At 63.2% G+C, this 21,615-nt stretch carries 14 protein-coding genes, 1 tRNA gene and 2 pseudogenes; 10 read left to right on the plus strand and 7 right to left on the minus strand.

Features of this window, described 5'->3' with window-relative positions; translation table 11 throughout:
- Nucleotides 1-609 precede the first annotated feature (609 nt).
- From LVQ62_RS01285 to brxL, 6 genes are all read left to right on the plus strand, one after another.
- Entirely contained in the window at nucleotides 610-1,212 is a 603-nt protein-coding gene (locus LVQ62_RS01285) for a DUF1819 family protein (RefSeq protein WP_233763979.1), read from the plus strand.
- A gap of 80 nt (nucleotides 1,213-1,292) precedes the next feature.
- Nucleotides 1,293-1,823 carry a DUF1788 domain-containing protein gene (locus LVQ62_RS01290; protein WP_233767586.1) on the plus strand — a complete coding sequence of 177 codons (531 nt, stop codon included), beginning with the start codon at nucleotides 1,293-1,295 and terminating at the stop codon, nucleotides 1,821-1,823.
- Nucleotides 1,824-1,827: 4 nt separating this feature from the next.
- Nucleotides 1,828-5,298, plus strand: a complete 3,471-nt coding sequence (brxC, locus tag LVQ62_RS01295; protein ID WP_233763981.1) for a BREX system P-loop protein BrxC — start codon at nucleotides 1,828-1,830, stop codon at nucleotides 5,296-5,298.
- Nucleotides 5,298-8,816 carry a BREX-1 system adenine-specific DNA-methyltransferase PglX gene (gene pglX / locus LVQ62_RS01300; RefSeq protein WP_233763983.1) on the plus strand — a complete coding sequence of 1,173 codons (3,519 nt, stop codon included), beginning with the start codon at nucleotides 5,298-5,300 and terminating at the stop codon, nucleotides 8,814-8,816. Before brxC ends, pglX begins: the two co-directional genes overlap by 1 nt.
- Entirely contained in the window at nucleotides 8,809-11,298 is a 2,490-nt protein-coding gene (pglZ, locus tag LVQ62_RS01305) for a BREX-1 system phosphatase PglZ type A (protein WP_233763985.1), read from the plus strand. The genes pglX and pglZ overlap by 8 nt, the downstream gene beginning before the upstream one ends.
- Before the next feature lie 12 nt (nucleotides 11,299-11,310).
- Nucleotides 11,311-13,473 (plus strand): BREX system Lon protease-like protein BrxL, encoded by a 2,163-nt coding sequence (gene brxL / locus LVQ62_RS01310; RefSeq protein WP_233763986.1) that lies wholly within the window; start codon nucleotides 11,311-11,313, stop codon nucleotides 13,471-13,473.
- A 241-nt stretch (nucleotides 13,474-13,714) separates the two neighbouring features.
- Here brxL and LVQ62_RS01315 read toward each other — a convergent pair.
- Nucleotides 13,715-14,075, minus strand: a pseudogene (locus LVQ62_RS01315) (ISL3 family transposase); the annotation flags it as partial.
- Between the two features lie 91 nt (nucleotides 14,076-14,166).
- Between LVQ62_RS01315 and LVQ62_RS01320 the strand changes: the two are divergent.
- A protein-coding gene (locus tag LVQ62_RS01320; protein WP_233763987.1) for an IS3 family transposase occupies nucleotides 14,167-15,371 on the plus strand; the annotation gives its coding sequence in 2 pieces (ribosomal slippage) (nucleotides 14,167-14,451 and nucleotides 14,454-15,371; 1,203 coding nt in all).
- A 31-nt stretch (nucleotides 15,372-15,402) separates the two neighbouring features.
- Here LVQ62_RS01320 and LVQ62_RS01325 read toward each other — a convergent pair.
- Nucleotides 15,403-15,758: pseudogene (locus tag LVQ62_RS01325) on the minus strand (transposase); the annotation flags it as partial.
- A 367-nt stretch (nucleotides 15,759-16,125) separates the two neighbouring features.
- On the opposite strand from LVQ62_RS01325, the gene LVQ62_RS01330 reads away from it, so the two are divergent.
- The gene (locus LVQ62_RS01330) at nucleotides 16,126-17,088 is read left to right on the plus strand and encodes a hypothetical protein (protein WP_233763988.1); all 963 of its coding nucleotides are present in this window, start codon (nucleotides 16,126-16,128) and stop codon (nucleotides 17,086-17,088) included.
- 6 nt (nucleotides 17,089-17,094) lie between these two features.
- The gene (locus LVQ62_RS01335; protein ID WP_233763990.1) at nucleotides 17,095-17,262 is read left to right on the plus strand and encodes a DUF4236 domain-containing protein; all 168 of its coding nucleotides are present in this window, start codon (nucleotides 17,095-17,097) and stop codon (nucleotides 17,260-17,262) included.
- A 7-nt stretch (nucleotides 17,263-17,269) separates the two neighbouring features.
- Here LVQ62_RS01335 and LVQ62_RS01340 read toward each other — a convergent pair whose 3' ends face one another.
- Nucleotides 17,270-17,731, minus strand: a complete 462-nt coding sequence (locus LVQ62_RS01340) for a hypothetical protein (RefSeq protein WP_233763992.1) — start codon at nucleotides 17,729-17,731, stop codon at nucleotides 17,270-17,272.
- Nucleotides 17,732-17,753: 22 nt separating this feature from the next.
- On the opposite strand from LVQ62_RS01340, the gene LVQ62_RS01345 reads away from it, so the two are divergent.
- Nucleotides 17,754-18,023 carry a hypothetical protein gene (locus LVQ62_RS01345; protein ID WP_233763993.1) on the plus strand — a complete coding sequence of 90 codons (270 nt, stop codon included), beginning with the start codon at nucleotides 17,754-17,756 and terminating at the stop codon, nucleotides 18,021-18,023.
- 78 nt (nucleotides 18,024-18,101) lie between these two features.
- On the opposite strand, the gene LVQ62_RS01350 is transcribed toward LVQ62_RS01345, so the two are convergent.
- The 4 genes from LVQ62_RS01350 to tmk all read right to left on the minus strand — a co-directional run bounded on the left by LVQ62_RS01350 (nucleotide 18,102) and on the right by tmk (nucleotide 21,563).
- Nucleotides 18,102-18,174: transfer RNA gene (locus LVQ62_RS01350), tRNA-Thr, on the minus strand.
- 91 nt (nucleotides 18,175-18,265) lie between these two features.
- Nucleotides 18,266-19,795, minus strand: coding sequence for an alpha/beta hydrolase (locus LVQ62_RS01355; protein WP_233763994.1), 1,530 nt, complete (start codon nucleotides 19,793-19,795; stop codon nucleotides 18,266-18,268).
- Nucleotides 19,792-20,940: a DNA polymerase III subunit delta' gene (locus LVQ62_RS01360; RefSeq protein ID WP_233763995.1), complete on the minus strand. Its 1,149-nt coding sequence runs from the start codon at nucleotides 20,938-20,940 to the stop codon at nucleotides 19,792-19,794. Before LVQ62_RS01360 ends, LVQ62_RS01355 begins: the two co-directional genes overlap by 4 nt.
- Nucleotides 20,937-21,563: a dTMP kinase gene (tmk, locus tag LVQ62_RS01365; RefSeq protein ID WP_233763997.1), complete on the minus strand. Its 627-nt coding sequence runs from the start codon at nucleotides 21,561-21,563 to the stop codon at nucleotides 20,937-20,939. Before tmk ends, LVQ62_RS01360 begins: the two co-directional genes overlap by 4 nt.
- Nucleotides 21,564-21,615: the final 52 nt, after the last annotated feature.

Consider the following 21,615-nt stretch of genomic DNA (forward strand, 5'->3'; position numbering starts at 1 on the left):
TTACAGACACGCCACTCCCCCTCAGCCCCGACATTGACCGGCACTGTACGGACCCCGACCGACACTCGAGCCTCCGTCGTCACCAGCACCGCTTGGATGCATCCGCCGCCAGCTGCCGGTGCCCTGTCACGCTGCGAATCCCAACTACGGGCCAGTCTGGGTCCGCCCGGCAGGGCAAAACGCCTTCGGCGACTATATGGTTACGAGAACGTCAGCACTGGAGGGGATTAGCGCCGTCGCGGATGTCCACAAGGTTCATGAGCACCTCGTTGCGGACTAGAGCCCCTCCCCTCCGAATCGGTGCACATCCGTGATCGACGGGTCTCCGAGTGTGTCGAAGGCCAGCCAGATCAAGGTGGTCAGCAGGCGGGGCACCTGTCGCCCTCGCGGCGCGTCGTCTGTCCGCCGACAACGATGTTTCGCCCACCTGGGCGTCACGAAAAGCACCAAGCTGTGGAGACAAACGTGGTCGCCGAGTGCGTGGCGGATCACCCGCCACCAGGGACGCGGCACCTCCAGGTTGACCCGCTCGCGCCGGCCGCCAGCCAGACGTGTCCGCCCCAGGCGATACTCTTACCAACTTTGCCGTTGCCAACGAAGGAGGTGCCCATGGTGACTAACTCACCGACGCGGTATGCGCTGTCGTTCACTAGTGGCACCCTGCTCGCCGCGCAAGCAGCTGTGGTTGCTCCCATTTATCTGCAGACGCGAGACTGGACGGCCACTCGCGCTCAGGCCAAAGAGGAGAACGTCCTCCAGAGCCGTGCTGCCAGGTCGAACACACGCATGCTTGGCGCACTCATCCCACGCCTTCAACTCCTCAACGAGGCCGAACTTCAGATCGTCGCCGACGGCACGTCCACCGAGCGCGGCCACGTGATGTGGGTGGCCGCATGCCACCTCTACTCCCTTATCGGGGAGTTCGCCGAGGAGGTCTTACGGGAGCGATTTCTGACGCTGGCGGGCACGCTCACCTACGAGGAGTACGACTCCTTTTATCGCTCCAAAGCCATGTGGCACGACGAGCTATGCGACGTTACCGACCACTCTTACAAGAAACTACGGCAGGTTCTGTTCAAGATGATGGTCGAGGCTGGGCTCTTGACGAAGCAAGGCCGCATCGAGCCGGCTCTCCTGTCTTCCTGCGTCGCAGAGTGCCTGAATCGGCACACGCCGAGCGATATCCGATTCTTCCCAACGAGAGTGGCGTGAGAGCCGTGCATTCAAGGACGACGCTGACCCAGCAGGAGGAGCACCTGTTCAGGGTGCTCAGCAGCGAGCGCTTTCTGAAGATGGAGGGCTTGGGCAACGAGGTCGCCCACTTCATCTACGACTACGACCCGGCGTGGGCGCTCGACGTCGCCCAAGCGAAGAAGCGCATCAAGACCAAGCTCGACACCGATCTGGGCATCGAGGTCTTAGAGATCAACCTGTACGACCTATGCGTCGCTCTTCTCAAGGAGCGCAACGTCTGGGATCGCGTGTTGGCCGCGGAGCCGACGATGGACAAGGCCGATTTCCTCAAGATGCTCCAGAACATGCTGGACCCTCAGATTCACCTGGCGCCGGCCATCAAGGCACGCATCGAGGCGGAGTCGTTCCAGATCGTCTTCCTCACAGGTATCGGCGAGGTGTTCCCGTTCGTTCGCTCGCACACCGTGCTCAACAACCTTCAAACCGTCGTCTCTGACAAACCGATGCTGATGTTTTTCCCAGGACGTTACGAAGTGTCGGTGACGCAGGGATCATCACTTGTTCTGTTTGGACAGCTCAAGGACGACTCCTTCTACCGCGCTAAGCGCATCCTCGACCAGGAAGCATGACCCAATGAAACTCAACGAGATCTTCCTCAAGGACGTCACCCGATCGATCGAGGGTGTTGTCAAGGCCGACGACGTCGACCACCTTGGCATCGAGGTCGAGGAGTACGTCTTCACGAATGACGCGGCCAAAGGTGTGGCCCCGCTGCTGGAGGAGTACACCAACTATACGAACGCCAATGGCGTGTGGGTCTCGGGATTCTTCGGGTCTGGTAAGTCGCACCTCCTGAAGATGCTCGCCCACCTCCTCGGCGACGTTGAGGTTCAGGCGTTCCCGCGCGATGAGGTGAGCGAGAGCTTCTTGGGCAAGACTGATGACGCGATGCTCATTGCCTCACTGAAGAAGGCCGCCGCCATCCCGGCGAAGAGCCTGCTCTTCAACATCGACCAGAAGGCCACGCTGATCGCCAAGGATCAGTCAGACGCGCTGCTCAAGGTCTTCGTCAAGGTATTCGACGAGAGCCGCGGCTACTTTGGCAACGACGGGGCCGTCGCGCGCTTCGAGGAGGATCTCGACAAGCGCGGCCAGTACGACGCGTTCAAGGCCGCGTTCGTGGAGTACGCCGGGATCGATTGGGCGCAGGGACGAGAGCAGACCGCCCTCGAAGGCCACAACATCGACAAGGCGTTCGCCGACGTCAACGGGGAGGCCAACCCCGGAATCATTGCGCAGTACCAGAAGTCCTACGCCGTCTCCATCGAAGATTTCGCCACGGCCGTGAAGGCGTGGATCGACAAGCAGGAGCCCGGCTTCCGGCTCAACTTCTTCGTCGACGAGGTCGGCCAGTTCATCGCCGACGACATGAAGCTCATGCTCAACCTTCAGACGATCGCCGAGTCCCTCAACACGAAGTGTAAGGGACAATCGTGGGTCTTTGTCACCTCCCAGGAGGACATGGACAAGGTCATTGGTGACCGGACCAGGCAGCAGGGGAACGACTTCTCCAAGATCCAGGCACGATTCAGCGCGAAGGTGAAGCTCACCAGCCAGGATGTGGAGGAGGTCATCAGCAAGCGCCTCCTTGAGAAGAACGACCCTGGTGCAGCCGAGCTCATGGCCATCCACGTCAAGGAGGGTGCGAACTTCAAGACGATCTTTGACTTCGTCGACGGTGCGAAGACCTACCGCAACTACGTTGACGGCGGGCGCTTCATCAGCACCTACCCGTTCGTGACCTACCAGATCCCAATGTTCCAAGCCGCCATCGAGGGTCTGTCGGACCACAATATGTTTGAGGGCAAGAACAGCTCGGTCGGCGAGCGGTCGATGCTCGGTGTGGTTCAGGAGGTTGCTAAGCGCATCGGTGCGGAGCAGGTGGGCTACCTTGCCACGTTTGACCAAATGTTCGGCGGGATCAGCGCGGCGCTGAAGTCTGCAACTCAGAGCGCTATCCTCCAGGCCGAGAAGCACCTTCCCGACCCGGGATCCGACGTCACGGTCCTCGCCAACCGACTGCTGAAGGCGCTGTTCCTGGTCAAGTACGTCGACACTTTCAAGGCCACCCCTCGCAACCTCACCGCGCTCGTTTACAACCGTTTCGGTCTTGACCTCAACGCGCTCGGCAACCAGGTGCAGGAGGCGCTCAACTTGCTGGAGACGCAGTCGTACGTCGAGCGCAATGGCAATGTCTATGAGTACCTGACGAATGAGGAACAGGAGATCGAGAAGGAAATCAAGTCGGTCGATGTCGACTCGTCCGAGGTCTCAAGCAAGCTCTTCAAGTACCTCTACGCCGACATCCTCAAGACGAACAAGCTCAAGTATGCCAAGAACGGCCAGGACTTCCCGTTCGGCTACAAGCTCGACGACGTCGTCCAAGGCAACCAGCGCGAGCTGACCGTTCACTTCATCACGCCCGAGACGAACTACACCGACACCGAAATTGCCGCTCAGAGCATGGGCAAGGACGAACTGCGCGTCTTCCTGGGCCGCGACAAGCGGCTGTTCGCGGACCTGCGTCTGCTGCTCAAGACGGAGAAGTACGCTAAGCAGCGCACGAACTCAGGTGCCTTGCCTTCGACGCAGGCGATCCTCCAATCCAAGCAGGTGCTCAACGCCGAGCGCGAGAAGGAGCTTATTGAGCGCCTCCGCCAGTCCGTCGGCAAGGCGCAACTGATCATCAATGCTGCGGAGATCACCTCCGGCTCTCAGGATGCAGTCACGCGCGTGAGCGACGGATTCCAAGGGCTCGTCAAGCGGACTTACACGAACCTCGGGCTGCTCGGCGGGAAGGTCTACTCGGAGCAGCAGGTCGCGGCGGTGATCCAGAATGGCCAAGGCCTGTTTAGCGCGGAATCTCTGAGCGCGCTCAGTTCGCCCGGCACCGAGATGGAGTCGTGGATCATCGCCCAGACCAAGCTTGGCGAGCAGGTCACCGTCAAGAAGATTGTCGACCGGTTCGAGTCCAAGCCCTACGGGTGGGACCTCGGCTCCGTCGAGGTCGTGCTCGGTTGGTTGGTCGGTAACGGAAAGGTTGCGCTTGCGGTCGATGCGAACCCGGTCGTGCGGACCGAGGCTGCATCCATCATTCGTAACACCGGCAAGCAGCAGCACACCGTTGTCGCGCCCCAGACGGCGTACGACGAAACGAAAGTTGCCAATTTCAAGAAGTTCTGCACCGACTTCTTCGACGAGGGCTCCGTACCAACCGACTCGATCGAGCTGGCCCGCTTCGGCAAAGACAAGCTCGCGGCCAAGCGCGAAGAACTCAACGCCCTCGCGAGCAGTAACCGGTATCCGTTCGTCGGCCAGCTCTTGGGCGTCGTTACCCTGCTCGACCAGGTGGCCAGCAAGCCCATCGACTGGTATCTCAGCGACTTCGACAAGGCCGACGAGCTGATGGAGGCTAAGGGGGATCTGGTCGATCCGATCAAGTCCTTTCTCAACGGCCAACAGGCCAAGATCTTCGACGAGGCGCATGCCCTCCTGCGCGCCCACTCCGGGAATCTCGGCTACCTGCCCGCAGGCAGCGCCGATCATGTGAAGACGCTCCTTGCGGACCCGAGCGCCTTTCGTGGCAACAAGATGAATCAGCTGAGGGTGGCGGCGGAATCGCTCCGTGGCCTGATCGACGGCAAGATCAGCGAAAGCCGGGCGGCAGTGCGGAGCGCTATTGAGAACAAAATGGCGAGCCTGCTGGAGGAACCGATCTACACCGGAGCAACGGCCGAGGCGCAGAAAGCGGTTACAGGAAGCGTCGACATCGTGTTCGCGAGCCTGGAAGACGAGCGACTCGTCGCGGTGATGGAACAGACCGGAGCGCGCTTTCTCACGGCGATCTATCCAGGTCTTGTCGACGAGCTGGCAGAGTCCGCGAACCCAACGGTACCGGTAAAGCCATCTATCGCGCTCAGCAGAATCAAGGTCTCCAATGCGCCCGCACTCATCGAGAACGAGACTGACCTGAGCCACTACCTGGTAGCGCTCCGTGCAGCACTCGTCGACACCCTGAACGCTGGAAAGCGAATCACACTCTGATGGAGACCGCACCGCTAAAGTCATTCGCCACCTCGGCGCGCACCGAGCTCATTCGCGAGGTGGGCGCGCGGATCACCGCCGTTCTGGCCCCAGGCGCGCCCGAGCGCGTGGAGCAGGCCAGTGCCGTGACCGCGCTGGAACGGGCCATCGCCGGCGCAGGCGGAGACGGGAAGGCACACGTCGCCGACAGAGTCGCGTACACCTGGTTCAACCGCATCATCGCGCTCCGGTTCATGGACGCCAACGGCTACACCGGGATCGGCGTTGTTTCGCCGGCGGCCGATCAAGTCGGCCAGCCCGAGGTGCTCGGCGCCGCCAAGCGCGGACAGGTCGACAAGGACGTGGTCAAGGGCACGCACCTTGCGACCATCACTGGGCTGCTCGACGGCACCCGTCAGCCGCGCCTCGGAGTTGATGCCCAGGCTGAGGCATACGCGCTCCTCCTAGCGGACTACTGCCGCTTCTGGAACGCTGCCATGCCCTTCATGTTCGAGCGCGAAGGCGACTACACAGAGCTGCTCATCCCGGCGACCTTGCTCGCCGACGACTCAGTTCTCAGCCGGTCCGTCACAGTGCTGACCAAAGACGTTTGCCAGGACGTCGAGGTCATCGGCTGGCTCTACCAGTTCTACATCTCGGAGCGGAAGGGCGAGGTCCTCGCCGGATTCAAGAAAAACAAGAAGGCCGGCGCCGATGAGATCCCCGCGGCCACCCAGCTCTTCACCCCTCACTGGATCGTCCGCTATCTGGTCGAAAATTCTCTCGGCAAGCTCTGGATGCTCAACCGCCCGGCGTCGGGTTTGGCGAGTCACATGGAGTACTACATCGCACCGGTCGACGAGGAGACTGACTTCCTTAAGATCAGCACGCCGGAAGAGCTGAAGGTCATCGACCCGGCTTGCGGCTCTGGCCACATGCTCACGTACGCCTTCGACCTCCTCTACGCGATTTACGAGGAAGAGGGATACGCCCCGTCAGAGATCCCGGGCCTGATCCTCGCCAACAACCTTTACGGCACCGAGATCGACCCGCGCGCAGGAGCCCTCGCGGCCTTCGCACTGACGATGAAGGCGGCGTCCAAGCGCAAGCTCTTCCTCAAAAAAGCCGTGGAGCCGAACGTCTGCGTGCTCGACCCGATCTCCTTCAGCCCTGACGAGCTCAATTATCTTGTGACCAGAGGTAATAATCGCGACGTTGAGCAAGCGTTCTGGAATCAGTTTGCTGGGGCCGACACACTGGGATCGCTTGTCCAGCCTGACCCGCATCTCCTCGGGCGCCTCTCGCGCCATTTGCGCACCGTGGACCACAACGGTGACCTATACAGGGCCGACGCAATTGAGTGGGCTTTTCGCGTTCTCGACCAGGCGGAGATCCTCTCACGCCAGTACTCAGTCGTTGTCGCAAATCCTCCATATCTTGGTGATAAGACGTTCTCTGAGGATTTGCGAAAGGTCGCAGGCGACGCGTACAACACATCAAAATTCAACACCTACAGTATGTTCATGGAACGTGCAGTGTCCCTGACAGATCAGAGAGGTTTCGCCGGTCTAATCGTCCTCCATTCGTGGATGTCCGGGGCAAAGTACGAGTCATTCCGTGAACGGATATTCACGGAGTCACCGGTTGTCAGCTTGGCTCACTTGGGCGCCGGGGCGTTCGATTCGATCTCTGGAGAGGTTGTGTCAACGGCGGCTTTCATTCTGCAGCCGTCTGGTAACCGCGCACAGGCAGGAGTTTTCGTCGATCTCACGTCGCAGCGTGGCGAGGGCGCAAAGTCGAAGCTCTTGCTTCGAGCAATCAGCGATCCGGCAGATGCCAATCGATACCAGCGCGCTTCGGACGATTTCGATGACGTTCCTGGACGTGTGGTCGCCTACCACGCCTCGGACGCCGAACTGTGTGCATTCCGGGATCTAGGTTCGCTCGGGGACCTGGTCGACATTCGTCAAGGTATGGCTACGACGGACAACAACCGGTTCCTGCGTCAGTGGTTCGAAGTTCCGCTGAGCCATATTGCCTTCGGCGTTGGGAACGGAACCGAGGCGCTCGAGTCGGGCAACCGCTGGTTCCCGTACAACAAGGGTGGAACCCCTCGCGCTTGGTACGGAAACCAAGACCTTGTCGTCAACTGGGAGGACGACGGCCGCGAGATTAAGGCGAACATCGTTCGGAAGTACCCGTACTTAAACGGGAAGTGGGGCTTCGTCGCAAAGAACCCTGACTTCTACTTCAGGCCGGGTCTGACATACTCGGCCCTGGCCGGCGGCGGATTTGCGGTCCGCGTGTCTCCACCGGGGTTCATCTTCGACACCAAGGGGTCATGCGTCTTTCCTACGGCAGATCTGCCAATGCCCCGTTTGGCTGCGCTGCTAAACAGCAGCGTGGTTGCTCAGTTCCTCGGGCTCTTGGCTCCGACGTTGGACTTCAATTTGGCGTCACTCAAGAGCATCCCCGTGCCTGAGGACCTCCCGCCGGAAGTGGATGAATTTGCCCAGGAGGCTGTCTCCATCGCCAGGGCCGATTGGGACGATTTCGAGACGTCGTGGGACTTCACTCGTCCGTCAGTAGTCGCTGGTGTAGGCTCGCTTCGAGTTCGTATCGATGAGTGGCGACAGCTGTGGGCCAGCAGGACCGAGAGTTTGAGGAAGCTCCACCAGACGACAAATGAGCTCGTTGCTCACGCGTATGGACTCTCGGGTTCCGTTGATGTCGACGTCTCGATTGCAGACGTCTCGCTGGTGCGAAACGTCGTTTCGGCGTACGGACCAAGCAAGACGGAGTCGGAGTACGCTGCCGATCAGGTGGCATCCGCCATGTCGGAGCTGGTTTCCTACGCGGTAGGTTGCATGTTCGGTCGCTACAGTTTAAGTGCGCCGGGGCTAATCCTCGCGGAGCAGAGCGCGACATTACAGGACTACTTTGTGAAGGTCCCGTCGCCCACGTTCGCGCCGAACGTGGACAACGTCATTCCGATCGTGGACGGCGATTGGTTCGAGGACGACGTCGTCGGCCTCTTCCGCAAGTTCCTCCGAACGGCCTTCGGCGTGCAGCACTTGGAGGAGAACCTAAAGTTCGTCACCGAATCGCTAGGTGTACGGAACCTTCGGGACCACTTCATCACCAAGGCGGGAAAGTCGAAGTTCTACGAAGACCACGTTCAGCGCTACAGGAAGCGCCCGATCTACTGGCTCTTCTCAAGCCCCAAAGGATCTTTCAACGCCTTGATCTATATGCACCGCTACACGCCGTCGACCGTCTCGACCGTACTGACATATCTGCGGGAGTACGTCACGAAACTGGAGTCGGCCCTCCAGCAGGCGGAGCGCGCTGGAAACGCGAAGGAAGCCGATCGGCTTCGTAAGATCCTCGTCGAGCTGAACGAGTATGAGCACGACACGCTCTACCCGAAGGCATCCCAGAACGTCGCCATCGATCTCGACGACGGCGTCAAGGTCAATTACCCGAAGTTTGGCACCGCCTTGAAGAAGATCAATGGCTTGGAGTCCTCCGGTGGCTGACACGATGTCCGTTCGAGACGCGCTCCGGAGTCGGCTCGCCGCCAAACGGCTCGTTTTCTGGCATGACCCGGCGGGCGAATATGCCGCGGACCTTGACGCGCTCGATCTCGGCGTCAGCGTCATCCGCGTGCAGGACGACGAGTTCAGCGTGAAGAGCAGGCTCCTCGCAGACCACGTCACCCCACACCTCGTGTATCGCACGGGCGTCACGCCGCGAGGAACGGGTGACTGGCTGCTTGACCTGGAACTCGCCTATGGCGTCTTCACGGCGGACAAGACCTCGATGCTTCAGCAGGAGCTCGGTCTCAACGACCCGGCTTTCGCACCAGTCATCGAGCAGCATCAAAAGTTCTTTGCCGCGAATAATCGTAAGCAGGCGCTCGGGAAGCTCCTGACTGACGGGGACGACGCCACTCGCCTCCGCGCCAAGATGAGCCAGGTCTTGGTGAAGGCATCAGGCAACAAGCTGACTGACATCACTCGGGAACTGCTGGCCGAGAACGCCGCAGGCAAGACGGGCAAGTTTGACGACCTGGTCACCTTTGGCCTCGACCAGTTCTTCTGGGAGGGGCTCGCCAGCATCTACAAGTACCCGAGCGAGTCCCCGACGATCGACGACTTCATCTTGTGGATATTCAGCCGGGCCATCGAAGATTTCGCGTCGGCTAAGCCTGACGAATTCCGCAACGTCCGCAGCGATTTTAACAGTCTTCGCTACGACGTCCGCAGCCAAAAGATGATGACGGCGCTCGCGTCGCGGGCCGCCGAAGCGCTCGACGTTGAGTCCAAGATCGAGCACCGCAACTATCGCGACCTGGCCAAGGTCACGATCTTCGAGGAAATCGACCGCAAGGTGATTGTCGACCTCGCCGCCGCCGTCGCCACTCAGTCAGTGACGCCACGCGAGGTCTCCGACCTGGTCCGTCAGCGCCAGGAGAGCTTGTGGAATGCAAAGTACGCCAAGTTGTACTCGGCCATTCAGAGCGCATCGGAGCTGCTCGCTGCGATTGTCGGTCTGCCGAACTCGATCGCGTCGGCCGATCTTGGGCTTGAGCAGTATCAGTCAGATTGGTTCCACATCGACCAGCAGTACCGCTGGTTCACCTACGCCTACCAGACCGCCGACTTTCAGAAGCCGCTCGCAGCGCTCAAGAACGAGGTTGACAAGCAGTACGCCAATAAGTACCTCTTCGACTTTGGCGGGTGCTGGCAGCAGGCGCTGGAGCCGACTGGCGAGTGGAAGTCTGCGGCTCTTGCGCCGCAAGCCAAGTTCTTCGAGCGCCACGTCGCCCCTGTCGTGAAGGACGGGCGCACCAAGGCCGTCGTCATCATCTCCGACGGCATGCGCTATGAGGTCGCTCAAGAACTGGCGTCCATGATCCGCAGCGAGGACCGCTTCGAGGCATCGCTCTCAGCTGTGCTCGGATCGCTGCCGACCTACACCCAGCTGGGCATGGCATCGTTGCTTCCGCAGTCGAGTCTCGAACTCGATGCGAGCGCCCAGCCGGTGCTCGCTGACGGGAAGCCGACAAACGGCACCGCGAACCGCGACAAGGTCCTCAAAGCGGTCAAGGGTCACGCGATCACCGCCGCCGACGTACTAGCGATGCCTGGCGACGAGCTTCGTGACCTCTACAAGCAGCACCAGATCTTCTACGTCTACCACGACCGCATCGATGCGGCCGGAGACAAGGCTCCGACCGAGCGGACCGTCTTCGAGGCTGCGGAAGAGACCCTTCGGGAGTTGATGCTCTTGGTGAAAAAGTGGACAAACGCCAACGCCACGAACATCCTGCTCACGGCAGATCACGGGTTCCTCTATCAGGACATCCCGCTGGAGAAGTCGTACTACGTCTCGGAGTCACCTCAGGGTGAGGAAGTCACAAAGATCAACCGTCGCTACGTGTTGGGTCAGACGCTGAAGCCCTCCCCGTCGTTCATGACGTTCACGTCGGTCCAGGCCGGTCTCGCTGGTGACATCGACATCCAGATCCCGAAGTCGATCCACCGCATCCCACTGCCGGGCGCCGGAACCCGCTACGTCCACGGTGGCGCATCTCTCCAGGAGATCGTCGTCCCAGTGGTGACGGTCAACAAGAAGCGCAAGAGCGACGTCCGACGCGTCAACGTCGACCTGATGCCTGAGACCGACAAGATCACAACGGGCCAGCTTGCCGTCAGGCTGCTTCAGCGGGAGCCGGTGGCGGACAAGATCCAGCCGCGCCAGGTCCGCCTCGGCCTATATGTCGGTGACACGCTCATCTCCGACCAGCCGATCCTCACCTTCGATAGCGCATCCCAGGATCAGCGCCAGCGCTACCAGTCGACGACCCTGTACCTGACCCAGGACGCCGACGACTTCAACAACCGCCCGGTCGAGTTGCGTCTCGAAGAGCCCATCTTGAATACGACGCAGTGGAAGTCGTTCTCGAAGGGCAACTACACCATCAAGCGTTCGTTCACGACGGACTTCGACTTCTAGGAGGTTCCTGCGATGACCGAACAAACCGACCTCGCCGAGGCCGTCGACGATTTCCCCGACGGCGTCGATGACGCGCCAGCTTCTGCGGGTCCGCCTGTGAAGTCTGCCCTTGATCAGAAGATCAACGACGTCTTCGGCGGCGCAGTCGTACGCAAGGACTTAGTCAAGGCCGTCAAGGGCAACGCCATCGTGCCGTCGTTCGTCCTGGAGTACCTCCTGGGCCAGTACGCCGCTTCAGATGACGAGGCGACAATCCAGTCCGGCATCCAGAGCGTTCGCAAGATCCTCGCGGACCACTACGTCCACCGGAACCAGGCCGAGCTGATCAAGTCGAACATCCGTGAGAAGGGCCGCTACCGCGTCATCGACAAGGTGCAGGTTCAGCTCAACGAAAAGGACGACACCTACGAGGGCGAGTTCGCGAACCTCGGTATCAAGCAGGTCCTCGTGTCGCCGGCGACTATCAAGGCGCACCCGAAGCTGCTCGTAGGCGGCGTGTGGTGCATCTGCGACATCGAGTACCAGCACAGCGAGAACGCCCGCGTCGTCCCGTGGATTCTCGGCTCCATCAAGCCGATCCAGTTGTCGAACTTCGACTTCGACGGTTACCTCACCTCGCGCCGCGAGTTCACCACCGACGAGTGGATCGACCTCCTAATTCAGTCCATCGGGTTCGACCCGGAGCTGTTCGGTCGCCGAGCCAAGCTCATCCAGCTGGTGCGCCTTATCCCGTTCGTCGAGCGCAACTACAACCTCGTTGAGCTCGGACCCAAGGGCACCGGCAAGTCACACATCTTCTCGGAGTTTTCACCCCACGGCATGTTGATCTCTGGCGGGGAGGTCACGGTCCCGAAGCTATTCGTCAACAACTCCAATGGCCGCCTCGGTCTCGTCGGCTACTGGGACGTCGTCGCCTTCGATGAGTTCGCGGGCAAGAAGAAGCGCACCGACAAGGCGCTCGTCGACATCATGAAGAACTACATGGCGAACAAGTCGTTCTCCCGTGGTGTCGAGACGCTAGGTGCCGAGGCGTCGATGGTCTTCGTCGGCAACACATCGCACAACGTGCCGTACATGCTCAAGCATTCCGACCTATTCGACGAACTGCCCGAGAGCTACCACGATTCGGCCTATCTCGACCGACTGCACTGTTACATCCCGGGCTGGGAGGTCGACACGATCCGCAGCGAGATGTTCTCCGACGGCTACGGGTTCGTCGTCGACTACATCGCCGAGGTTCTGAAGTCGATGCGCGACGCTGACTACTCGGATCGGTACCAAGAGCACTTCACACTGGGCTCAGACATCTCCACCCGCGACCGCGACGGGATCCACAAGACGTTCTCGGGTCTGATGAAGATCATCCATCCGCACGGCGAGGCCACGAAGGAACAGATCGAGGAGATCCTCCAATTCGCGGTTGAAGGTCGCAAGCGAGTCAAGGACCAGATCCTTAGGATCGACTCCACGATGGCCGGCGTGAGGTTCGGCTATTACGACAAGGCCGGCGAATGGAGTGCAGTCACGACGCTGGAAGAGGACGAGCACCCGGAGTACTACGAACGGCGCAGCGACACCGCGGGCGAGGAGCCGGACCCTTCGAATGGCCTCGCGTCGGCCGGGGCAGCTGCAGCAGTGACCGAACCACCTGTGGATTCGACGCCCGAGCCGCTGCTCGAGGGGCACCGCGAGTTCCAGGAGAACCAACGCGGTGTCTCGTACGACACTCTGCTGCTCCCATACCTCGACGGGGCAACCGAGATTACGATCGTCGACCCATACGTCCGCCAGTTCCACCAAGCCCGCAACCTCATGGAACTGATCGAGGTAATCGCGCGCACCAAGGACCCCGCCGATGAGGTGAAGGTATTCCTCGTCACAAGCGAGAACAGCGAGGGCCCCGAGAAGTTTCAGAAGCAGATGGAGTTCTTGCTTCGGGTGAAGCAGGCCGCTGAGATTGCTGGAATCACTCTCGACGTGAAGTTCGACGCAACGATCCACGACCGCTCGATTGTCGCGAACTCCGGCTGGCGCATCAACCTCGGCCGCGGCCTTGACATCTTCCAGTACTTTGCGAGCGACACGTTTGAGCTCGCGGCCAAGCTTCAGTCATATCGGCAGGTGAAGGCGTTCGGTGTCACCTACATCCGAGAGTCAACAGTCGGCGACGGTTAGGCGGCGCCTAATCTTCTCGTGTCAGCGACGCCCGGCGCGCATTCTCGTCGTTCGGTAGGGCGGGCCGATGGAAAGCCATGAGGCGCCCTTACCGACCCACTCGACGAAAAGGTGCTGGCGCCGTCGACCGACCACCGTCCGGTAGGCCCCGACTAGGTGCGAGGCTTGTTGACTGCGGCAGCCAAGTACTCGGCCGTTCGACAGAACATCCCCACCCCTCCTCGAGGTCATCAGTGGCTCGTCACAAACCAAGGTGTAGTCGTGGTCTGAAGCCTCGGTCGCCAGGAGTGATCGGGCGATGTAGCTGGTGAGGCTGCGGAACGCGAGGGGGGCCCAGGTGTCCAGGCGTCCGTTGGTCGCCTCGGTCGGGCCGTTGGACGTGCCGAGCCAGTCCAAGTAGGACAGCACGTCGGCGGCGCGCTTCGTGAAGGTAAGGCCCAGAGTGATGATCTCGGTGAGCGCCGTCGGGACGCCTGAGCTGATGCTCTGGATCAGCCTGGTCATTGTGGCTATGCCCTAAGCGCAGTCGGGTCACGGTCGGCCGTGACCATCCGCAAGTAGATCCCCCAGTTGGTCTCAACTTCGACGTGGTCATCGACAGCCTAGAGATCTCGACCAGCCGATGGGACTGCTGCACGAACAGGTGACATCTGATCTGGCTTGCCCGGAAGAGCGGCCTGGAAGGATGTTGCGATGCCCAAGCCCTACCCCATCGAGTTCCGCGAGGACGTGGTGCGCGTGGCACGCGCCCGCGAAGCGGGCGTGACCTTGGCGCAGGTCGCCAAGGATTTCGGGATCCACGAGATGACGTTGACCAAGTGGTTGCGCACGGCCGATGTCGAGGACGGCAACAGGCCCGGCACGACACGTGCCGAGAGGGTCGAGTTACGAGATGCCCGCCGCAGGATCCGCACCCTGGAACAGGAAAACGAGGTGTTGCGCCGCGCGGCGGCGTACCTGTCCCAGGCGAATCTGCCGGGAAAAGGCTCTACCCGCTCGTGAAAGAGCTCGCCGCGCACGGGGTTCCCGTGACGGTGTCGTTGCGGGTGTTGAAGCTCTCTCGTGCCCCGTACTACCGGTGGCGCACCGCCCCGGTCACCGGCGGTGAGGTGGCGTGGGCCTACCGTGCCAACGCGTTGTTCGACGCGCATCGCGACGACCCGGTCTTTGGGTACCGGTATCTGCACGAGGAAGCCGGCGACGCCGGCCACCAGATGTCGTCGCGGACCGCGTGGGCGATCTGCTCGGCCAACACCTGGTGGTCGGTCTTCGGCAAACGGCGCAGCAGTCGGCCTCGCCCGGGACCGCCGGTGCACGATGACCGGCTCGCGTTCCAGGACGCCAAGGGCCGCACCCGGCACGACTTCACCACCGCCGAGGACCTCAACTGTGTGTGGTTGACCGACATCACCGAACACTGGACAACGGAAGGCAAGCTCTACCTCTGCGCGATCAAAGATGCCTGCTCCGGGCGGATCGTCGGCTACAGCATCGACTCCCGGATGACGTCGAAACTCGCTGTCACCGCCCTGAATTCGGCCGTTGCACGACGCGCCACCGCGAGTGCGGACGTGGCCGGGTGCGTGGTGCACTCCGACCGAGGCAGCCAATTTCGTAGCCGCCGATACGTGCACGCCCTGGCCCGTCACGAACTAGTCGGGTCCATGGGCCGCGTGGGTGCCTGCGGCGACAACGCCGCCATGGAGAGCTTCTTCGCGCTGCTTCAAAAGAACGTTCTGAACACCCGCAGGTGGGACACCCGCGAGCAGCTGCGCATCGCGATCGTCACCTGGATCGAACGCACCTACCACCGACGCCGACGACAAGACCGCCTCGGCCGATTGACCCCCATCGAATACGAGACCACCATGACCCCCACGGCGAACCTCGCCGCGTGACTACAAACTGTCACCTGTTCGTGCAGCAGTCCCGATCTATCTGCTTGTCGGTGGGCAGCCCGGTGCCGGCGTGCGGGGTCCGCCGCGCCCGGTAGAGCGAGTCGCGGCCGTGGTTGCCGTGAGTGGGCTGATGCACCCGGCGCCGGAACTGGTCCAGCGCATCGCCGCCTAACCGGACCACGTGGAAGAGGTCCACTACCGCGAGCTTGTCGGGCAGTTCCTCGGTCGTCGCCGTCTTGAAGCCGGTGGGCCGTCCAGCGCCACCACCTCAACTGCGTCGCGCCAGGCTTGTGGGCGCCGTGCGAGCCGGGTCATGAAGGCCTGCTTGGAGCGGCCCGGCACCATGTGCAGCAACCCCACTGGGCCGCTCCCGTCACGGATCCCGGTCCGGGCCTCGATCCCTACCCCAATGCCCGGCACGCCGAGCATCGCCCTCGACGACGAGACCACACGACCACACCCCGGATTGTGAAGATCCACTTTCCAATTCACGTCACACCACCGTTGGCACTCCGGAGCCCCTTCGTGAAGTCTCCCGGCTAGCTCACCTAACCCACGGGGACGATTCGATAGCTGCCCGATTCGATAACGTCTCCGGTCACTACGACCGGGCGCTGAGGCCTCCGATTGGGTTGCGATCTCTGTATCTTGTTGCCAGCAGATCCGCCGTTCTGCCGCCACGAGGGGACCCACGCAACTCAACCAGATCACATTCGCCGATGCTGCATCAGCTCGACTGATCCAGATCAGCGCATTGCACTCGGACTACCAGCAACCCGATCTTGCAGCACGCGGGGCGAAACGATCACACCTCGACTCCCTCGTTCAAGCGACCGTTGATTGGGCAACCTCGATTGAACTGCCGGAACACTTGGCACCTATAACCGCACTGAGCTTGGGAAACGAGCTCGAATCCAGCGCGGCCGCGCTGCTCAAGGCGCATGCGCCACACCTGAGCGATGATGCGTTTGCCGCCGTCCTCATTGAGTCTGCCCTCGGAGCAGACTGGCCGAAGGGAAGTCGGTGGTCACTCAGCCGGGCGCAGTCGATCCGAACGTCGGCAGCACTCCTCTATCCGGCTCTCACGACCGACGATGTCAGTTCCACCATCGCGGCGCACAGACGTGCTAGTAAACGCCTCCGCAAGGACGCGCTCAGCCCGCGAGCGCAAGTCGGTATGGGGGCGTTCATGGCTGCCGGGGCCCTGCTGTCGGGCGGGGCGGTAAACGCGGTCGGTACAGCCGTCGGGACTCAGGTCCTCGGCCTCTCCGGGGCAGCGGCGACCAGCGCAGGACTCGCGTTCATCGGCGGGGGCAGCCTTGCTGCCGGAGGCTTCGGCATGGCTGGTGGCCAGCTTCTAATCAATACGGCCGCTGTAGGTGTGAAGTCTGCGTCCAAGGCACTACTCGGCGCGGTGATCGCAAAATCCTCATCCACGGTCTTCATCAGCGAGTTGGCAAAGCTCGACGTTCTGGTCGGCCTCGAACCACGCAGCCGCGACTCTGTCGTGGAGGGGCTGCTTGAGCTGAAGAAGTCGATCAATCACGACCGTACGAAGGCTGATGGACGAGATGCCAAGAATCTCGCCACGTCAGAGCGCGCAATCGACTTTGAGATCCGGCACCTCACGTCCCCGGGGTGGAAACGAATCGTCGCCGCTGGGCCACGCCTCGCGGGCACGCCCGCACTATCTAAGCTCCTTGATCGGATCGGGTGAGACGGTATGGCGTTCTCGTTCCAGAAGCGGCGCCGAGTCGGACCGAAGACCTGGCTGAACGTCTCGAAGTCAGGGCTGAGCGCGTCGCACCGGGCTGGCCGGGTGACCGTCAACAGCCGAGGACGCATCAACGTCAACCTCGGTCGTGGATTGCGTTGGCGTAGCAAGATCTGACTACGTCTCACGTCACGTCACAGGATTGACAAAGGGAAGCTGTGCACATTCCAACCTTCGGCCTCAAGGCGCGCCACTGCTCGCGGGGCTGCTTCGCCTTGACTGCGGTGGCACTTATGTCGACCACCGCGTGTTCGGGGTCGACGAAATCAGCATCGATTCCGGCCACCACCGTGACGGTTACGGCGACGGGCTCCTCCACCTCGGCCGCACCCTCGGTCGCGCCCTCTTTGACGACGTCCACGGCGAGCCCCGCAACGACGACCACAAAGACGTCGACCGCATCCCAAACATCCACTGCGGATCCATCGACCTCGGCATCCAGCTCCTCCTCATCTTCATCGACATTCACCATCCACTCCACCAAGACCCAGACAGTGCCCGCGGCATCGGCCACGCCGAGTTCGGACTTCGATGCCGCATGGGCGAAGACGATAACCGGATGGATCGTCGATGAGATCAAGACCATCGACGGCCGGCTCCCTGGGACTATGCCGGTCGGCTTGGCGTACTCCAACCTCAGCGACGACTTCGGCTATCTCCAAGAGGCGGGCGTGCCACCGGGCGCGAACCCTGCGTCGTACAAAGCACGACTGGTCACCTCACAGAACTTCTGCTCCGACGCGTTCGACGTCGAGCCCGACTCGGGATCGGAGGCCGCAGCGAAGTACCTGGCGGTCCGGCAAAACACACCGCCGATTCTCAAGGCGATCAACGCGGCTCTAGGCACACACTTCGTACTCCCGCCGGCTCCGGAGTGAGCCGGAGAGCTTCCCATGCAAGCTCTACAAAGGCACCCTTGACGCAAGAACGCCCCCACCACTGGTGAGGGCGTGTCGAGCCGCTTATCGGAGTCGAACCGATGACCTATTCATTACGAGTGAATTGCTCTACCGACTGAGCTAAAGCGGCGTGCGCCCCAGCAGCGAGGCTGCTTGAGCGCGCCGCCGAGTATACGCAGGGACCAGGCGTGCGCCCGAATCGGGCGCCAGGATGGACGAGCTCAGCAGCGCTTGCCCTCCGCGGGCACCGTCCCCTTCAGCAGGTATGCGTCCACCGTGTCGTCGACGCAGCCGGACTGGCCGTACGCCGTGTGGCCGTCACCGTCGTACGTGAGCAGGTGGCCGTTCGACAGCTCAGAAGCGAGCCGCTGGCTCCAGGCGTACGGCGTCGCAGGGTCGCGCGTCGTGCCCACCACGAGGATCGGGCCTGAGCCGGCGGCGGAGATGCGGTGTGCGGTGCCGGTCGCCTTGATCGGCCACTCCGCGCAGGTCAGCCCCGACCAGGCCAGGAACGGCCCCCACGTCGGCGCGGTCTTGGAGAATGACGTCACGTCGGCCTCGTAGGTGGAGGCGTTCGTGCTGGATGGCTGGTCGAGGCAGTTCACCGCATTGCCCACCTGCATGATGTTGCCCTGGTACTTGCCGTCACTGCTGCGGTCGGCGTACTGGTCGGCCAGCGCCATCAGCCGGTCGCCCTTGCCGTCGAACGCCTGCTTCATCGCCTTCGTGAGCGTCGACCACGACCCCTTGTCGTACATCGCCTCCGCAATGCCGAGCGAGGCCCAGCCTTCCGTCAGCTGCTTCACGTCGCCCTGGCCGGAGACCGGCAGCGGCTGCGCGTCGACCTGCTTCAGGAACGCCCGGATGCGCGCCATCCCGGCGTCGACGGAGGACCCGAGCGGGCAGTCCCCCGATGACACGCAGTTCGCGACGTAGGAGCGTGTGGCCAGCTCGAAACCGCCCGCCTGACCCTGCGCGACCTGCTCGGACGTCAGGTCAGGCGGCACCACCCCGTCGAGCACCATCCGCCCGACGTTGTGCGGGAAGAGACCGGCGTACGTCGAGCCGATGAGCGTGCCGTAGGACTTGCCCAGGTAGTCCAGCTTCGGGCTGCCGAGGGCCGCGCGCAGCACGTCGAGATCCCGGGCCACCTCGACGGTCGACACGTGCCCGAGCAGAGGGCCCGCGTTCGCTTTGCAGGCCGCGCCGAAGCCCTTGGCCGTGGCGGTGGCAGCCGCCACCTCGGCTGCGTCGTCCGGTGTGGGGTCGGAGCCCAGGATGGTGTCGAGCTGCGGACCGCTCACACACTCGATCGGATCCGAGCGCTGCACCCCGCGCGGATCGAAACCGACGACGTCGTACGCCCTGCGGATCGAGCCGGTCACGATCTGGTCGGCCGCCGCCGCGTAGTCGTAGCCCGACCCGCCCGGGCCGCCCGGGTTGACGACCAGCGAGCCCTTGCGCGACCCGGTGGCCGGCTCTCTGTCGATCGCCAGCTGGATCGTCGCGCCGGTCGGGTTCGCGTAGTCCAGCGGCACGGTCAGCTTCGCGCACTGCACGCCGTCGCAGTCCTTCCACGCGATCTTCTGGCTGTAGAACTTCGCCAGCGTCGGCGTCGGCGCACGGGTCACCGACGGGGGCACCGGCGTCGAGGACGATGGGGTGGACGAGCCCACGAGACTGCACCCCGACAGCGCCAGCGACGCACCCGCAAGAGCGGCGGACGCGGTATAGAACGACCGGCGCCTCATACGCGAACTCCCTTGACCTGCAACGAGATGGTCATCGACTCCAACGCCAGCAACGGCGGCACCGCGGCCTCGATCCGCTCCCGCGCCACCCCGATCGCGTCCATCGCGTTGAGCAGCTGCTCGGCGCTGTGGCTCTGGACGACATCGCGCACCTGGTCGCCCAGGTCGGCGTTCACCAGGTCGACCGGCGCACCCGAGCGCACCATCAGCGCGTCCCGGTAGAGCGACAGCAGATCGACCAACGCCCGGTCGACCACGTCGCGCCCGAAACGGGTCGCGCGGGTCTTCTGCTCCTTCTCCAATGCGGCCACCTGCGAGCGGATGTGCGGCGGCTGCGTGCGGGCCGCGGGGTCGGCACCCAACTGCTCCATCAGCCGCGTCCGCTCGGCAGCGTCGCGCTCCCCGGATGCCGCGCTGGTCTCGTCGCCGGCAATGGACGCCAGCGTCGCCGCAGCGGTCATTGCCTCACCCAGGTTGTGGATGCCGCCGGCGAAGCGCAGTGTCTCCCGGCGGCGTTCGCGCGCGCCCTCGTCGCGCGCCAACCGCAGCGCGAGCCCCACGTGGGACTGCGCCGCGCGGGCGCTGTCGAGCGCCAGCTGCGGGTCGATGCCGTTACGCCGGGTCAGCAGCTGTGCGACCGCCTCCGCGGACGGCGTACGCAGCCGCACGTGCCGCGAGCGGCTGCGGATGGTGATGATGACATCCTCCAGCGACGGCGCGCACAGCACCCACACCGTGCGCGACACCGGCTCCTCCAAGGCCTTCAGCAGCGCATCGGCCGCGCGCTCGGTCAGCCGGTCGACGTCCTCGACGACGATGACCCGCCACGCGCCCACCGACGGCCGCGCCTGGGCGAGCAGCGCCAACTCGCGCGCCTGCCGCACCGGGATCGACAGGCCCGCCGTGGCGACGATCTCGACGTCGGCGTGGCTGCCGTCGAGCGCCGTACGGCACTCGTGGCACTCCCCGCACCCGTGCCGCGGGCACTCCAGGGCGGCGGCGAAAGCCCGTGCGGCAGTGGACCTTCCGGACCCAGGGGGCCCGGTCAGCAACCACCCGTGCGTCATCGCAGTCTGGTCACGCACCGCCCGGTCGAGCGTCGTGACGACCGTGGGCTGGTCGATCACGTCGTCCCAGACGCTCATGGCGCGCACTCCACCATCGGCGCCACCCGGTCGCGCACCAGCGCCGTGACCTCTTCGGCCGGCAGCGTGGCGTCGACCACGAGGTAACGGTGCGACGCGGCAGCGGCGAGCGCGAGGAATCCCGCGCGTACCCGTTCGTGGAAGTCGGCCTTCTCCTGCTCCAGCCGGTCGCCCCCGGGCCCGCGCCGGGCCAGGCCGACGGCAGGGTCGAGGTCGAGCAGGATCGTCACGTCCGGCACCAGCCCCTGGGTGGCCCACCGCGAGACCTCGGCGATCTCCTGGGCATCCAGCGTGCGGCCGGCGCCCTGGTAGGCGATCGAGGAGTCCTGGTAGCGGTCGGCGATGACGACCGCGCCGCGCTCCAGCGCGGGGCGCACCACCGTCTCCACGTGGTGGGCCCGGTCCGCTGCGAAGATCAGCGCCTCCGCGCGGGGTGCCACGTGGTCGCCGTGCAGCAGCAGGTCTCGCAGCTCAAGCCCGAGCTTCGTGCCGCCCGGCTCCCTGGTGACCACGACCTCCTGCTCACCCTCGGCCAGCCACGCCCGCAGCGCCTCGATCTGAGTGGTCTTGCCGGCGCCGTCGCCGCCCTCGAAGACGACGAAGGGGGCGGTGGCGGTCGGCATACGGCGAGCCTAGGTCACGGGCCCGACGGGGCCTTACTTCCAGGTGTAGCGC

The organism is Allobranchiibius sp. GilTou73, assembly GCF_021391335.1.
Taxonomy (GTDB): domain Bacteria; phylum Actinomycetota; class Actinomycetes; order Actinomycetales; family Dermatophilaceae; genus Allobranchiibius; species Allobranchiibius huperziae.

Coding starts and splice junctions, on each gene's coding strand:
- LVQ62_RS01285 (WP_233763979.1), top strand. CDS start 610: ATGGTGACTAACTCACCGACGCGGTATGCGCTGTCGTTCACTAGTGGC.
- LVQ62_RS01290 (WP_233767586.1), top strand. CDS start 1,293: ATGGAGGGCTTGGGCAACGAGGTCGCCCACTTCATCTACGACTACGAC.
- brxC (WP_233763981.1), top strand. CDS start 1,828: ATGAAACTCAACGAGATCTTCCTCAAGGACGTCACCCGATCGATCGAG.
- pglX (WP_233763983.1), top strand. CDS start 5,298: ATGGAGACCGCACCGCTAAAGTCATTCGCCACCTCGGCGCGCACCGAG.
- brxL (WP_233763986.1), top strand. CDS start 11,311: ATGACCGAACAAACCGACCTCGCCGAGGCCGTCGACGATTTCCCCGAC.
- LVQ62_RS01335 (WP_233763990.1), top strand. CDS start 17,095: ATGGCGTTCTCGTTCCAGAAGCGGCGCCGAGTCGGACCGAAGACCTGG.
- LVQ62_RS01340 (WP_233763992.1), bottom strand. CDS start 17,731: ATGGTCTTGATCTCATCGACGATCCATCCGGTTATCGTCTTCGCCCAT.
- LVQ62_RS01345 (WP_233763993.1), top strand. CDS start 17,754: ATGCCGGTCGGCTTGGCGTACTCCAACCTCAGCGACGACTTCGGCTAT.
- LVQ62_RS01355 (WP_233763994.1), bottom strand. CDS start 19,795: ATGAGGCGCCGGTCGTTCTATACCGCGTCCGCCGCTCTTGCGGGTGCG.
- LVQ62_RS01360 (WP_233763995.1), bottom strand. CDS start 20,940: ATGAGCGTCTGGGACGACGTGATCGACCAGCCCACGGTCGTCACGACG.
- tmk (WP_233763997.1), bottom strand. CDS start 21,563: ATGCCGACCGCCACCGCCCCCTTCGTCGTCTTCGAGGGCGGCGACGGC.